At 70.1% G+C, this 14,578-nt stretch carries 13 protein-coding genes; 9 read left to right on the top strand and 4 right to left on the bottom strand.

Going from position 1 to position 14,578, the window contains the following annotated elements:
* Positions 1-5: 5 nt before the first annotated feature.
* Positions 6-1,370 (top strand): hypothetical protein, encoded by a 1,365-nt coding sequence (locus J7E87_RS14175; protein WP_215093880.1) that lies wholly within the window; start codon positions 6-8, stop codon positions 1,368-1,370.
* 180 nt (positions 1,371-1,550) lie between these two features.
* Here J7E87_RS14175 and J7E87_RS14170 read toward each other — a convergent pair whose 3' ends face one another.
* The gene (locus J7E87_RS14170) at positions 1,551-3,071 is read right to left on the bottom strand and encodes a peptide MFS transporter (RefSeq protein WP_215093718.1); all 1,521 of its coding nucleotides are present in this window, start codon (positions 3,069-3,071) and stop codon (positions 1,551-1,553) included.
* A 466-nt stretch (positions 3,072-3,537) separates the two neighbouring features.
* On the opposite strand from J7E87_RS14170, the gene J7E87_RS14165 reads away from it, so the two are divergent.
* Positions 3,538-4,215 (top strand): response regulator transcription factor, encoded by a 678-nt coding sequence (locus J7E87_RS14165; protein ID WP_215093716.1) that lies wholly within the window; start codon positions 3,538-3,540, stop codon positions 4,213-4,215.
* A 60-nt stretch (positions 4,216-4,275) separates the two neighbouring features.
* Entirely contained in the window at positions 4,276-5,556 is a 1,281-nt protein-coding gene (locus tag J7E87_RS14160) for an ATP-binding protein (RefSeq protein WP_215093714.1), read from the top strand.
* A 62-nt stretch (positions 5,557-5,618) separates the two neighbouring features.
* On the opposite strand, the gene J7E87_RS14155 is transcribed toward J7E87_RS14160, so the two are convergent.
* Positions 5,619-6,125: a GtrA family protein gene (locus tag J7E87_RS14155; RefSeq protein WP_215093713.1), complete on the bottom strand. Its 507-nt coding sequence runs from the start codon at positions 6,123-6,125 to the stop codon at positions 5,619-5,621.
* 197 nt (positions 6,126-6,322) lie between these two features.
* Here J7E87_RS14155 and J7E87_RS14150 point away from each other — a divergent pair, with 197 nt between their 5' ends.
* The 4 genes from J7E87_RS14150 (at position 6,323) to J7E87_RS14135 (ending at position 10,413) form a co-directional block, all read left to right on the top strand.
* Complete coding sequence (locus J7E87_RS14150) at positions 6,323-7,441, top strand: 5-(carboxyamino)imidazole ribonucleotide synthase (protein ID WP_251017435.1); 1,119 nt, start codon at positions 6,323-6,325, stop codon at positions 7,439-7,441.
* 19 nt (positions 7,442-7,460) lie between these two features.
* Positions 7,461-7,958 carry a 5-(carboxyamino)imidazole ribonucleotide mutase gene (gene purE, locus J7E87_RS14145; RefSeq protein ID WP_215093876.1) on the top strand — a complete coding sequence of 166 codons (498 nt, stop codon included), beginning with the start codon at positions 7,461-7,463 and terminating at the stop codon, positions 7,956-7,958.
* Between the two features lie 7 nt (positions 7,959-7,965).
* Positions 7,966-9,150 (top strand): dipeptidase, encoded by a 1,185-nt coding sequence (locus J7E87_RS14140; protein WP_215093711.1) that lies wholly within the window; start codon positions 7,966-7,968, stop codon positions 9,148-9,150.
* Between the two features lie 123 nt (positions 9,151-9,273).
* Positions 9,274-10,413, top strand: a complete 1,140-nt coding sequence (locus J7E87_RS14135; protein WP_215093710.1) for a membrane dipeptidase — start codon at positions 9,274-9,276, stop codon at positions 10,411-10,413.
* 23 nt (positions 10,414-10,436) lie between these two features.
* On the opposite strand, the gene J7E87_RS14130 is transcribed toward J7E87_RS14135, so the two are convergent.
* Entirely contained in the window at positions 10,437-10,799 is a 363-nt protein-coding gene (locus J7E87_RS14130) for a VOC family protein (protein ID WP_215093708.1), read from the bottom strand.
* An 89-nt stretch (positions 10,800-10,888) separates the two neighbouring features.
* Between J7E87_RS14130 and J7E87_RS14125 the strand changes: the two genes are divergently transcribed.
* Positions 10,889-11,407: a CGNR zinc finger domain-containing protein gene (locus J7E87_RS14125; RefSeq protein WP_215093706.1), complete on the top strand. Its 519-nt coding sequence runs from the start codon at positions 10,889-10,891 to the stop codon at positions 11,405-11,407.
* A gap of 463 nt (positions 11,408-11,870) precedes the next feature.
* Here J7E87_RS14125 and J7E87_RS14120 read toward each other — a convergent pair whose 3' ends face one another.
* Positions 11,871-13,208: a UDP-glucose/GDP-mannose dehydrogenase family protein gene (locus tag J7E87_RS14120; protein ID WP_215093875.1), complete on the bottom strand. Its 1,338-nt coding sequence runs from the start codon at positions 13,206-13,208 to the stop codon at positions 11,871-11,873.
* A 175-nt stretch (positions 13,209-13,383) separates the two neighbouring features.
* Between J7E87_RS14120 and J7E87_RS14115 the strand changes: the two genes are divergently transcribed.
* Complete coding sequence (locus tag J7E87_RS14115) at positions 13,384-14,550, top strand: acyl-CoA dehydrogenase family protein (protein ID WP_285427332.1); 1,167 nt, start codon at positions 13,384-13,386, stop codon at positions 14,548-14,550.
* Positions 14,551-14,578: the final 28 nt, after the last annotated feature.

Here is a 14,578-nt window from a genome sequence, read left to right as displayed (position 1 = left end):
GGAGGATGAGCGCGGCCGGAGTCGCGCTGATGCTCGGCGGCGCGGGGATCCTGCTGGCCGCCGGCCCCGCCCAGGCAGCCGAGGTCGCGTACAGGACGGAGTGCATTCCTCCGCCCATCTCGGGACTGCCACCCGTGCAGGGCACCACCAAGGTGCTGATCACCGCGCCCGCCGAGGCCAAGGTCGGAGATGAGGTCGAGGTGGTGTGGAAGTTCGTCGAGGCGGCTTCCAAGAACCCCGACATCCTCGCCCTGGAGAAGGACACGGTGAAGCCGACCGGCACGCTCAAGGCGGCCGGCGCGCAGAGCGCGGACATCGCCATGGAGGGGCCGCGGACGAACCCGCCGATCCCCAAGAACAGCCCGATGGTGCTGTCCGACATGAAGGCCAAGATCAAGCTCACCCAGGCGGGCGAGGTCACCCTGACGCCCGGCGCGTACAACATCAACGTCTCCAAGCCGATGTCCACCGACACCAAGTGCTCGCCGAAGGAAGCGGTCAAGGTAGGGGCGACCATCAAGGTGTCGGACGGCGGCGGCACTTCGGGCGGCACGACGTCGGGCGGGAGCACCTCGGGCGGTACGACTTCGGGGGGTACGACCTCCGGCGGTACGACTTCGGGTGGCACGACGAGCGGCGGGACCACGTCCTCCGGCGGGACCACTGCCGGGGGCACGACCGGCGGCGGCGGCGGTCAGACGGACTTTCCCGGCAAGGAGGTCGGTGTCACCTTCGAGTGCAAGTCGCCCGGACCGGCGAGCATCAACTCCAAGGTGACCATCAACGCCAAGAGGAACGGCGGGAGTTACGACCTCGTCGTCAAGACCGCCAAGGGCGTCATGAACAGCCCGGCCGCGCTCCCCGCGGGCGCCCTCAAGCCGTCCATGGCGGTCCTGCTCGGCGGCGCCGACAAGGGCACCGTCCCTGTCACGGGCCCCGCCAACAAGGATCCGCTGGAGCAGGGGAAGCCGGTGGACCTGCCCGACATGGCCGGGACGTACAAGCCGGGCGCGGGCGGCAAGTCCACGCTCAGCCCCGGGACCCTGACGATCGACGTCACCCTGGGCGGCCAGAAAATCAGCATCCCGTGCATGGTCAAGGGCAAGGCGGAGGCCTCCCTCGAACTCGACACGACGGCCCAGCCGGGCGGCGCGTCCGGCGGCGGCAGCACGGGCGGCAGCACGGGCGGCAGCTCCAGCGGCGGCGCGTCCGGCGGCGGTTCGAGCACCAGCGGCGGCCTGGCCCAGACGGGAGCCGAGGACAACGGCGCCCTGCGCGCCCTCGCCCTGGTGGCCGGCACGGTGATTCTGCTGGGCGGCGCGGTGTTCACGTTCACCCCGTGGCGCCGGCTGCGCGACGGCACTCGTTAGAACTCCCGCCGCGGAGTCCGGAACCGCTTCTGTCCGCCGTCCCAGGTGGCCTGCTGCGGGCGCGCGAGCTCAGCGCGGAAATGGGCTGGGACAATCCGCGAACGCCTTCACCGGCGTAACGGCGAAGGGCCGCCGCACCGTATCCGGTGCGGCGGCCCTTGCGTAAGCCTGCGAGCTACGTCAGTGGACGTCGCCCATCAGCGTCTCGACCTTCTTGCGGTACATGTAGATCGCGAAGCCGGCCGTGGAGGCGAGCAACGCCTGCATGGCGATGATCGAGGTTCCGTTCAGGTCGACACCCGCGAGCGAGAGCAGACCCGTGGCGCAGTCACCGGCGGTGACGGCGAGGAACCAGACACCCATCATCTGGCTGGCGTACTTCCGCGGCGCCATCTTGGTGGTGACCGAGAGGCCGACCGGGGAGAGGCACAGCTCGGCGATCGTCTGGATCATGTAGATCGAGACCAGCCACATCGGGCTGACCTGCGTGCCGTCACCGGCCATGCCCATCGGCACGATGAAGACGAAGAACGAACCGCCGACCAGGACCAGGGCCATCGCGAACTTCACGATGGTGCTGGGCTCCTGGTTCTTGCGTGCCAGCCACAGCCACATCCAGGCGAAGACCGGGGCGAGCGCCATGACGAACAGCGGGTTCAGCGACTGGAACCAGGTGGCAGGGAAGGCGAAGCCGGACAGGCTGTCGGCGGTCTTGCCGTCCGCGAACAGGGACAGAGTCGAGCCGCCCTGGTCGTAGATCATCCAGAAGAGGGCGGCGGCCACGAAGAACCAGATGTAGCCGCTCATCTTCGACTGCTCGGCGTTGCTCAGGCTCTTGTCGAGCTTGATGCGGACCAGCACCGCGACCGGGATGATCAGACCCGCCAGGGTGAGCGGGACCAGCGCCCAGTTCAGGGTGAACTTGCCCGCCATGACCACGGCGCCGTAGAAGCCGGCGATCACGACGACGGCGACGGCGACCTTGAGCAGGATGCTCTGGCGCTCCTGAGCGGAGAGCGGGTTCGGGACGATGCTGCTCTTCTCGCTCAGGCTCCGGGTGCCGATAAGGAACTGGGCCAGACCCAGGGCCATGCCGACCGCGGCGAGCGCGAAGCCGAGGTGCCAGTTGTGCTTCTCGCCGACGGTGCCGATCACCAGCGGCGCCGCGAACGCACCGAGGTTGATGCCCATGTAGAAGATCGTGAAGCCACCGTCACGGCGCGGGTCATCCGGACCGTCGTAGAGGTGACCGACCATCGTGGAGATGTTGGCCTTGAGCAGACCGGAGCCGACCGCGACGAGGATCAGGCCGACGAAGAACATCGCCTGGCCCGGAACCGCGAGCGAGAGGTGACCGGCCATGATCACGAAGCCGGCGATGGTGACTGTCTTGCGAGCGCCCCAGACACGGTCACCGAACCAGCCGCCGGGCATGGCCATGAGGTAGACCATCGAGACATAGACGGCGTAGATCGCCGATGCCGTCGCCGCGGTCATCGCGAGGCCGCCGCCCTGGCTGCCGGTTGCCGCTTCGGCACCACCGGAGACCAGGTAGAGCACGAGAAGTGCGCGCATGCCGTAGTAGCTGAAGCGCTCCCACATCTCCGTCATGAAGAGAGTGGCCAGGCCGCGGGGGTGGCCGAGGAAGGTCCTCTCCGAGCCAGGGGTACTGGCCGAGTCCTTCGTCAGGCTGGACGCCATGTCGATCCTTGCTTGATCGGGACGCGGCGCCTTGTGAGCGGTACGCGCCCGGTGGGGGGTGGCCGGCTCCGGCAAGGGATTCGTCCCGCCCCACGCCTGAGGGGTTCGCTCCGGTACGTCGGAGACGGGGACTGTCCGCACCGGGATCCACGCCCCGCACGCACCATCGCGCTCGGGGCCCGGCCCACAGGTCATTCACCGGCGTCGAGACTGGCAAGCAATCTCGCGCAGCAAAGAGACCCTTGGCGGCGCATGTCGCGTGGCCAAAGGTCCCGTGTGGTGCTACAGGCGTCTCATCACCATACGACATGACAGTGCGGCATATGGAAGGACTTGAGAGATGGATCACAGGCGTTCCTGGAACCAGCTGCCCTGAATCAAAGGTCGAACCCATGATTGCATCCCACACCCACAGGGCTTGACGATCACGCACCGACGCGTATGTCGTGCGGACTACCATCACCCCATGACCCGTGTACTGCTCGCCGAGGACGACGCTTCCATCTCGGAGCCGCTGGCCCGCGCTCTGCGTCGGGAGGGCTACGAGGTCGAGGTCCGCGAGGACGGTCCGACCGCGCTCGACGCCGGACTCGCCGGTGGCGTCGACCTGGTGGTGCTCGACCTCGGACTGCCCGGCATGGACGGCCTGGAGGTCGCCCGGCGGCTGCGCGCCGAAGGCCACACCATCCCGATCCTGGTGCTGACCGCCCGCGCGGACGAGGTCGACACCGTGGTCGGCCTGGACGCCGGCGCGGACGACTACGTCACCAAGCCGTTCCGCCTCGCCGAACTCCTCGCCCGGGTGCGGGCCCTGCTCCGGCGAGGCGCCACCGAGCCGGCCCCGGCACCCTCCACCCATGGCGTACGGATCGACGTCGAGTCGCACCGGGCCTGGATGGGCGACGAGGAGCTGCAGCTCACGGCAAAGGAGTTCGACCTGCTGCGGGTGCTGGTCCGGGACGCGGGCCGGGTGGTCACACGCGACCAGCTGATGCGCGAGGTCTGGGACACGACCTGGTGGTCGTCGACCAAGACGCTGGACATGCACATCTCGTGGCTGCGCAAGAAACTGGGCGACGACGCGGCGAACCCGCGGTACATCGCGACGGTACGCGGCGTCGGCTTCCGCTTCGAGAAGAGCTAGCACGGGTACGGGCCGGGGCCCGCACGCCCTCGTACCATCCCGTCCCGCCCGGAGGGCATATTGCGCCGCCGTCTGATCACCTCCACGCTCGCCGTCGTGCTGGTCGTCATCGCCGTCTTCGGCGTCTCGCTCGTGCTCGTGGAGACCCGCACCATCAGCAGCAGCGCCCAGGAGAGCGTGGACTCCGAGGCCCTGCGCCTCGTCAGCATCGTCGACAGCCGGCTCATCGGCGGCGAGCCCGTCAATCCCGACATCCTCGCCGAGCAGAGCGGCGCCAAGCGGTACGCCCTGATCGAGATCCCCGGCCGCGCTCCCATCGAGATCGGCGAGCGCCCCACCGGCAGCGTCATCCGCGGTACGGCGCAGGGCGAGCGCAACGAGGCCGTCACCGTCGAGGAGTCCCGCTCCTCCGTGACCCGCGAGGTCGGCCGGAGCCTGCTGATCATCGGCGCGGTCGCACTGCTCGCGGTCATCGCCGCCGTGCTGCTCGCCGTACGCCAGGCCAACCGCCTCGGCTCCCCGCTCACCGACCTAGCCGAGACCGCCGAACGCCTCGGCTCCGGCGACCCGCGCCCCCGCCACAAGCGCTACGGCGTCCCCGAACTCGACCGGGTCGCCGACGTCCTCGACGCCAGCGCCGAGCGCATCGCCCGGATGCTCACCGCCGAGCGCAGGCTCGCCGCGGACGCCTCGCACCAGCTCCGTACGCCGCTGACCGCGCTCTCCATGCGGCTGGAGGAGATCACCGTCACCGACGACCTGGAGACGGTGAAGGAGGAGGCGAGCATCGCGCTGGCCCAGGTGGAGCGGCTCACCGATGTGGTGGAGCGGCTGCTCACCAACTCCCGGGACCCGCGCATCGGTTCGGCCGTCACCTTCGATCTGGACGAGGTCGTCAAGCAGCAGCTGGAGGAGTGGCGGCCGGCCTACCGCAGCGTGGGCCGGGCCATTGTCGGCTCGGGACGGCAGGGCATGCGGGCCGTCGGCACCCCGGGCGCCGTCGCCCAGGTGCTCGCCGCGCTGATCGAGAACTCGCTGATGCACGGCGGTGGCACGGTGGCCGTGCGCACCCGCGCCGCCGGCAATCAGGCCGTGGTGGAGGTGACCGACGAGGGCCCAGGCGTACCGGCCGACCTCGGCGCGCGGATCTTCGAGCGGACCATCAGCGGCCGCAACTCCACCGGCATCGGGCTGGCGGTGGCCCGCGATCTGGCGGAGGCGGACGGCGGCCGTCTTGAGCTGCTCCAGCAGCATCCGCCGGTCTTCGCGCTGTTCCTGAGCCGAGTGGCGCGCAGCCGCAAGGGCCAGTTGCGCAAGGACGAGCCGCCCACGGTCAGGTAGTCACCCGTGTCAGGTACTCACCCGCGCACTCGGCCGGCCCCGGACCGGGCTCGCGGCCTTCGTCAGCCGCTGACCTTGTCGGGCTGCGGCTGCCGCTGCCCCAGGAACGACTCCGCGGTCTGCACGGCCTCACGCGCCGGCAGCGCCCGGAACACCCAGGTGCGGTAGGACCAGAAGCGGAACAGCGTCGCGATGCCGATGCCGAGGAACTTGAAGATGTTGCTCTGCAGCGGACTGTCCCAGCCGAAGCCGTACGTCGCGGCGTACAGCACCCCGCTCTGGATCACCAGACCGACCAGGCTGAACAGGAAGAAGAGCGACAGTTCCTTGGTCCTGCGGCTCTTGTCGCGGTCCCGGTAGGTGAAGTAGCGGAATCCCAGGTAGTTGAAGCCGATCGCGACAACCGTGGCGACGATGCTCGCCCGGACGACAGGGATGTCCGTGAGATGCCGTACGAGATTGAAGACACCCAGGTCCACCAGTAGTCCCACGCCACCCACTGCGCCGAACTTCGCGAACTCGCGAACGAGCCGCTCGAGCCGCACGCGCAGTGCGTTTCGTTCACCCATAGTGATCGCTGGCCCCGTTCGGGTCGGTGTCGTCAACGGAGCCATGCTAACCAGCGCCGTCCGCTGCCGCCCTCTGGCGCCCGCCCTGGTGTGGCGAGGCTGTGACAAGGCACGGCGCCCGGGTCCGGCGACCGGGGGCGGCAGGGCGTTCCCGGGGCGGCGGATACCCTAGGAGGGTGACGTTCCCGGTAGTCGGCATGGTCGGCGGCGGCCAGCTCGCCCGTATGACCCACGAGGCGGGCATCCCCCTCGGCATCAGATTCAAGCTCCTCAGTGACACCCCGCAGGACTCCGCGGCCCAGGTGGTCAGCGATGTCGTCATCGGCGACTATCGCGACCTGGACACGCTGCGTGAGTTCGCGCGGGGCTGCGACGTGATCACTTTCGATCATGAGCACGTCCCGATCGAGCACCTGCGGGCCCTGGAGGCGGACGGCATCCCCGTCCGGCCGGGGGCCGACGCCCTGGTGCACGCGCAGGACAAAGGGGTGATGCGCGCCAAGCTCGACGAGCTCGGCGCACCCAGCCCGCGCCACCGCATCGTGGCGGACCCCGCCGATGTGTCGGCGTTCGCCGATGAGGTGGGAGGCTTCCCGGTCATCCTCAAGACGGTGCGCGGCGGCTACGACGGCAAGGGCGTCTGGTTCGTCCGTACGCAGGAGGACGCCGAGGCCCCCTTCAAGGCCGGCGTGCCCGTGCTCGCCGAGGAGAAGGTCGACTTCACCCGCGAGCTGGCGGCGAACATCGTCCGTTCCCCGCACGGCCAGGCCGTCGCCTACCCCGTTGTGGAGTCCCGGCAGGTCGACGGCGTCTGCGACACGGTGATCGCGCCCGCGCCCGGTCTGGACGCGGAGCTGGCCGGCCAGGCCCAGGAGCTCGCCCTGCGGATCGCGAAGGATCTCGGCGTCGTCGGCCATCTCGCGGTCGAGCTCTTCGAGACGACCGACGGCCGCATTCTGGTCAACGAGCTCGCCATGCGTCCGCACAACTCCGGCCACTGGACCCAGGACGGCGCGATCACCTCGCAGTTCGCCAACCATGTCCGTGCTGTGCTCGACCTCCCGCTCGGCGACCCGCGTCCGCGCGGCACCTGGACGGTCATGGCGAACGTCCTCGGCGGGGACTACCCCGACATGTATCAGGCGTATCTGCACTGCATGGCCCGAGACCCCCAGCTCAAGATCCACATGTACGGCAAGGACGTGAAGCCCGGTCGCAAGGTCGGCCATGTCAACACTTACGGCGACGACCTGGACGAGGTGCTGGAGCGCGCCCGTCACGCCGCCGGCTATCTGCGAGGGACGATCGTTGAGTAACCCACTGGTGGGCATCGTCATGGGCTCGGACTCCGACTGGCCCGTCATGGAGGCCGCGGCGCAGGCCCTCGACGAGTTCGAGATCCGCTACGAGGTCGATGTCGTCTCCGCGCACCGGATGCCGCGCGAAATGATCGCGTACGGAGAGGAGGCCGCGGACCGCGGCCTCAAGGCGATCATCGCGGGCGCCGGGGGAGCGGCCCATCTGCCGGGGATGCTCGCCTCCGTCACCCCGCTCCCGGTGATCGGCGTCCCGGTACCGCTGAAGTACCTCGACGGGATGGACTCGCTGCTGTCCATCGTGCAGATGCCGGCGGGCGTGCCGGTCGCCACGGTCTCGGTCGCCGGGGCCCGTAACGCGGGCCTGCTCGCGGCCCGCATCCTGGCCACGCACGACGGTGAACTCCTGGCCCGTATGCGGGAGTTCCAGCAGGAGCTGAACGACCAGGCGACGGAGAAGGGCAAGCGGCTGCGTACCAAGGTCGAAGGCGCGGCGGCCTCCGGTTCGGGGAAGTAACACCGCCATGGACTTTCTCAGCCGGGCACGGGAACTCCTCGCCGAGCACCCCGTCGTGGACGGCCACAACGACCTGCCGTGGGCGCTGCGCGAACAGGTCCGCTACGACCTGAACCGCATGGACATCGCCGCCGACCAGACCGGCCGGCTGCACACGGACATCCCGCGGCTGCGCGCCGGCGGGGTGGGCGCGCAGTTCTGGTCCGTGTATGTGCGAAGCGACATGGCCGGGGACGACGCGGTCAGCGCGACCCTGGAGCAGGTCGACGGGGTGCGCCAGCTGCTGGAGCGCTATCCGGCCGACCTGGCCGCCGCACTGACGGCGGACGACATGGAGAAGGCGCGTGGCGAGGGCCGGATCGCCTCCCTCATGGGCGCCGAGGGCGGGCACTCCATCAACAGCTCGCTCGCCACGCTGCGCGCGCTGTACGCACTGGGCGTGCGCTACATGACGCTCACCCACAACGACAACATCGCGTGGGCGGACTCGGCGACCGATGCTCCCGGCGTCGGTGGCCTCTCGGACTTCGGCCATGAGGTCGTACGGGAGATGAACCGCATCGGCATGCTGGTCGACCTCTCGCACGTGGCCGTGTCCACGATGCGCGACGCGCTCGCCACATCGGCCGCCCCGGTGGTCTTCTCGCACTCCTCGGCCCGCGCGATCTGCGATCACGTACGCAACATTCCCGACGATGTGCTGGCGCTGCTGCCCGCGAACGGCGGCGTGGCGATGGCCACGTTCGTGCCGAAGTTCATCCTCCCCGAGGCCGTCGACTGGACCCAGGCTGCGGACGAGAACATGCGGGCGCACGGCTTGCACCAGCTGGACACGACGCCGGACGCGATGCGGATCCACGCCGCCTTCGAGGAGGCGCGCCCCCGCCCGGTGGCCACCGTCGCGACGGTCGCGGACCATCTCGACCATATGCGCGAGGTCGCCGGCGTCGACCACATCGGCATCGGCGGCGACTTCGACGGCACGGCCTTCACCCCGGCCGGCCTGGACGACGTCGCGGGCTATCCCAACCTGATCGCCGAGCTGCTGCGGCGCGGCTGGTCGGCGGCCGACCTGGCGAAGCTCACCTGGCAGAACGCGGTGCGCACGCTGCGCGCGGCGGAGGACGTCGCCCGCGACCTGCAGACGCGGCGCGGCCCGTCGAACGCGACGATCGGGCAGCTCGACGGCTGAGTGCGGTCCGGGGGTACGGGGCCGGGCCTCGTACCCCCGAACGCACCACCCACCGTGAAGCCTCGGCGCTCCCGTGCCACCGTGGCACTACGGCACGGTCGTTCGAAGCTCGGAGCACCCGCCATGGCAGATCTGCAGGATGAACCCCACACCGTCGGCGCCGCGGGCGGAGACCTCGGCGATCTCAGCGATCTCAGCAATCTTGGTGACCTCGACGACCTCGACGTCCTGGCGCGCCCCAGAGGGGTGGCAGGGGAGCCGGAGGAGCCGGCCGAGCCGGCCGAGCCGGTCGCCGGGAGCCTGGAGCGGGCACGGGAACTGCTTGCCGCGCACCCGATAGCCGACGGGCTCAGCGGTCTGGCCCGGACGCTGAGGGACACCCCGTCGCACGACATCGAACAAGGTGAGCGGACGCTGGAGACGGACGTGCCCCGGCTGCGGAACGGCGGCGTCGGCGCGCAGTTCTGGTCCCTGCACGCGCCGCCCGAGCTCACCGGTGACCGCGCGCTGACCGCCACGATGGAACAGCTCGACCTGGTCCGCTCGGTGGTGGCCGGCTGTTCCGAGAGCCTGCGCCTGGCGCTGAGCGCCGACGACCTCGCCGACGCGCGCAACTGCGGCCGTATAGCCGTGCTGCTCGGCCCGGTGGCGGGCCCGGCTCTGGGCGACTCGCTCAGCACGCTGCGCGCGTACCACGCACTGGGCGTCCGCAGCCTGACCCTCGCGGGCACCCGCTGGACGCAGCGCACCGGCCTGACCTCCTTCGGCCACGAGGTCGTCCGCGAGATGAACCGTCTGGGCGTCGTCGTCGACCTCTCAGGCTGCACGCCCGAGACGATGCTGCGGGCGCTGATGGTGGCCCGGGCGCCGGTCGTCATTTCGCACCACCCGGAACGGGTCCCGGACGACGTATTGCGTCAGCTCCGCGCCAACTCCGGCCTATGCATGGTCCCTTGCACGGCCGGCTCCCTCCGCGAGACGGCGGACCACCTGGAGCACGTCCGTGACGCGGCGGGCCCCGAGTCGGTGGCCCTCACCGGCGCCTACGACACGGGTGCCCCGCACGCCCCCGACCTGGCGGACGTTTCCTGCTTCCCCCGCCTGATCGCCGAACTCCTGGACCGCGACTGGCCCGAACCGGACATCGAGGCGCTGACCTGGGGGAACGTATACCGGGTCGTGAGGGACGCGGATTTCGTGGCCAGGGCGATGCAGTCCCGCAGGCCCGCGTCGACCACGCGTGTGACGCCCCTGGACACATAAGGGGCTTTACGGGCCGGCCCCGATCAGTCCGCGCAGAGGCAGAACGGATGCCCCGCCGGGTCCGCGTACACCCGCCAGGACCGGTCCCTGTCGCCCGCGTCCAGCGGCTTCGCGCCCAGCGTCAGCGCCCCCTTCTCCGCCGCGTCCAGGTCGTCCACCGTCAGGTCCAGGTGGAACTGCTGCGACGCGTCCGCTGCCGGCCACTTCGGCGGTACGAAGCCCGGCGCCGCCTGGAACGCCAGCGGGGTGCCCGGCACTCCCGAAAGGGAGACCCAGTCGTCGGCTTCGACCTCGATGTCACCGCCCAGCAGCCCGGCGTAGAAGAGGCCGAGCGCGACAGGGTCGGGACAGTCCAGCACCACAGTCCCCAGCGTGGCGATGGCCATGGTCTGCTCCTCTGTTCGGGGTTACCGGTGCAATGCCGCAACCAGTAACGGTTACCTCATGTTCCCTCATCAGAGGTAACGTCGCAACCATGAATGACAGGGCACCGGCACCCGGCGGCCTCGCACTGGTCGAGGCCCTGGTGAACACGCTGGACATCGAGAGCGGCGCGGACTCGCTCGACACCGCAGACGGCCGCGCCGCCTTCGGTCTCGCCGAGCGCGACGTCCCCGCCGCGCGGGAGCTCCGCGAGGCCCTGCGCGGCGCCTGCCTCGCGCACGCGGGGCACCGGTCACCCGGCCGCTCGCCCGCCGCGCTCGACCGGCTCCTGGCCGGGGCGCCGTTGTACGTCAGCGTCGCCGAGGACGGCACCGCGGCACTGCGCCCCGCGAGTCCGGACGGTCCCCTCGTCTCCCGTATCGCGGAGGCCATCGCGGCCGCTGCGGCCGACGGGACATGGGAGCGCCTCAAGGCGTGCGAGGCCGAGGACTGCCACTGGGCGTACTACGACCGCAGCCCGGCCGGCCGCAGCCGGTGGTGCTCGATGGCGGTGTGCGGCGCCCGCGCCAAGATGCGCACGTACCGCGCCCGCCGCACGGCGACAGGCTGACGGAACCTCAGGCCGGCCGCCGCACACGAGGAAAGCACAAGTCGCGGTCGCGCCTGGATCCGAGGGCAGGCTGCGGCCACGCGGGAACCACGGAACCTCAGGAAGTCGCCGCGCACGGGGAAATCGCAAGCCGCGGTCACGCCGCGATCCGAGGGACTCGGGCTGCCGCGCCGCCGCGCAGGGTGAAAGCACAAGCCGCGGTCGCGCCGGGAACCGCGGAGCCTCAGGAAGTCGCCGCGCACGGGGAAATCGCAGGCGGCGGTCGTGCCGCGAACCGAGGGCCTCAGACTGCTGCGCAGGGCGAAGTCCCAGGCTGCGGCCACGCCGGGAACCACGGACCCTCAGGCCGCCGCCGCGCACCGGGAAATCGCAGGCCGCGGTCGCGCCGCGAAACCGAGGGCCTCAGGCCGTCGCCGCGCACGGCGAAAGCACAAGCCGCCGCCGCGCCGCGAACCGCGGGACCTCAGGCCCGCGGGCGTCCCATCGCCCGGTAGGTCCAGCCCGCCTCGCGCCACTTCCCGCAGTCCAGCGCGTTCCTGCCGTCCAGCACTATCCGGCTCGACGCGACCTCGCCCAGCGCCGCCGGGTCCAGCTCGCGGAACTCGCGCCACTCCGTCAGGTGCAGCACCACATCCGCGCCCCGCACCGCGTCCAGCGCCGACTCCGCGTACCCCAGCGTCGGGAAGAGCCGCCGCGCGTTCTCCATGCCCTTGGGGTCGTACACCGTGACCTGGCCGCCCTGCAGATGGATCTGGCCCGCCACATTCAGCGCCGGCGAATCCCGTACGTCGTCCGAGTCCGGCTTGAACGTCGCGCCCAGCACGGCCACCCGCTTCCCCAGGAAGGAGTCGCCGCCTACCGCGTCCCGCGCCAGCTCCACCATGTGCCCGCGCCGCCGCATGTTGATCGAGTCGACCTCGCGCAGGAACGTCAGCGCCTGGTCGACGCCCAGCTCACCCGCCCGCGCCATGAACGCCCGGATGTCCTTGGGCAGACAGCCGCCCCCGAAGCCGACGCCCGCCCGCAGGAACTTCTTCCCGATGCGCTCGTCGTGCCCGATCGCCTCCGCCAGCTTCACCACATCGCCGTCCGCGGCCTCGCAGATCTCCGCCATGGCGTTGATGAACGAGATCTTGGTCGCCAGGAAGGAATTCGCCGCGGTCTTCACCAGCTCCGCAGTCGGGTAGTCCGTCACCACGAACGGCGACCCCTCCTCGACCGGCGTCGCGTACACCTCACGCAGCAGCTTCTCGGCCCGCTCGCTGGTGACGCCCACCACGACCCGGTCCGGGTGCAGCGTGTCCTGCACGGCGAAGCCCTCCCGCAGGAACTCCGGGTTCCAGGCCAGCTCCACGTCCCCCGGCGCCTTCTCGGCGAGCAGCGCGGCCAGCCGCTCCGCCGACCCGACCGGGACGGTCGACTTGCCGACGACGAGCGCGGTCCGCGTCAGTACCGGTGCCAGGGACTCGAAGGCGGAGTCGACGTACGACATGTCGCAGGCGTACTCCCCGTGCTTCTGGGGGGTGTTCACGCACACGAAGTGAACGTCGCCGAACTCCCCGATCTCCTCCCAGGAGGTCGTGAAGCGCAGCCGCCCGCTCGATCCCTCGATCCCCGCGACATGCCTGGCGAGCAGTTCCTCCAGCCCAGGCTCGTACATAGGAACCTTGCCGGCCGACAGCATCTCGATCTTCTCGGGCACGACATCGAGGCCGAGGACCTCGAAGCCCAGCTCCGCCATGGCCGCGGCGTGCGTGGCGCCGAGATATCCGGTGCCGATCACGGTGATCTTGAGGGCCATGCGGTGCTCCAGGGAAGTGCGGGCGCGGAATGCGAGCCCGAGCATAGCCGTGCCTCCGCGGGGCACGTTTCCCCCTGTCGCGACCGTTGTCGCCAAGGTCACGTATGCCTGGCTGCGGCAGCCCTCTAAAATTAGGTTACTTAACGGTAGTTAGCTTCTTGGGGAGTGAGTGACATTGGCCGGATCGACCGGTAACTCGGCATTTGACCTGTACCGCCCGTCCGAAGAGCACGACATGCTCCGCGACGCCATCCGCTCGCTCGCCGAGGCAAAGATCGCTCCGTTCGCCGCAGAGGTCGACGAGCAGGCCCGCTTCCCGCAGGAGGCCCTCGACGCCCTGGTCTCCGCCGACCTGCACGCGGTCCACGTCCCCGAGTCCTACGGCGGCGCGGGCGCCGACGCGCTCGCGACCGTGATCGTCATCGAAGAGGTCGCGCGCGTCTGCGCCTCGTCCTCGCTGATCCCGGCCGTGAACAAGCTCGGCTCGCTCCCGGTGATCCTCTCCGGCTCCGACGTCCTCAAGAAGAGGTACCTGGGCCCGCTCGCCGCGGGCGACGGGATGTTCTCGTACTGCCTCTCCGAGCCGGACGCCGGCTCGGACGCGGCAGGCATGAAGACCAAGGCCGTGCGCGACGGCGACCATTACATACTCAACGGCGTGAAGCGCTGGATCACCAACGCCGGCGTCTCCGAGTACTACACCGTGATGGCCGTCACCGACCCGTCGAAGCGCTCCAAGGGCATCAGCGCCTTCGTCGTCGAGAAGTCCGACGAGGGCGTCTCCTTCGGCGCACCGGAGAGGAAGCTCGGCATCAAGGGCTCCCCGACCCGCGAGGTCTACCTCGACAACGTCCGCATCCCCGCCGACCGCATGATCGGTGAGGAGGGCACCGGCTTCGCCACCGCCATGAAGACCCTGGACCACACCCGCATCACGATCGCGGCCCAGGCCCTCGGCATCGCCCAGGGCGCCCTCGACTACGCCAAGGGCTACGTCCAGGAGCGCAAGCAGTTCGGCAAGCCGATCGCCGACTTCCAGGGCATCCAGTTCATGCTGGCCGACATGGCGATGAAGCTGGAGGCCGCCCGCCAGCTCACCTACGCCGCGGCCGCCAAGTCCGAGCGGGTCGACAGCGACCTGACCTTCTTCGGCGCGGCAGCCAAGTGCTACGCCTCCGACGCCGCCATGGAGATCACCACGGACGCCGTCCAGCTGCTCGGCGGCTACGGCTACACCCGTGACTACCCGGTCGAGCGCATGATGCGCGACGCCAAGATCACGCAGATCTACGAGGGCACCAACCAGGTCCAGCGGATCGTCATGGCCCGCAACCTGCCGTAAGAAGGCATACGAAAGGGGCCCGCACCGG

Source organism: Streptomyces sp. ISL-1 (genome assembly GCF_018614585.1).
Taxonomy (GTDB): Bacteria; Actinomycetota; Actinomycetes; order Streptomycetales; family Streptomycetaceae; genus Streptomyces; species Streptomyces maoxianensis.
This window is presented reverse-complemented; position numbering and strand designations above follow the sequence as displayed.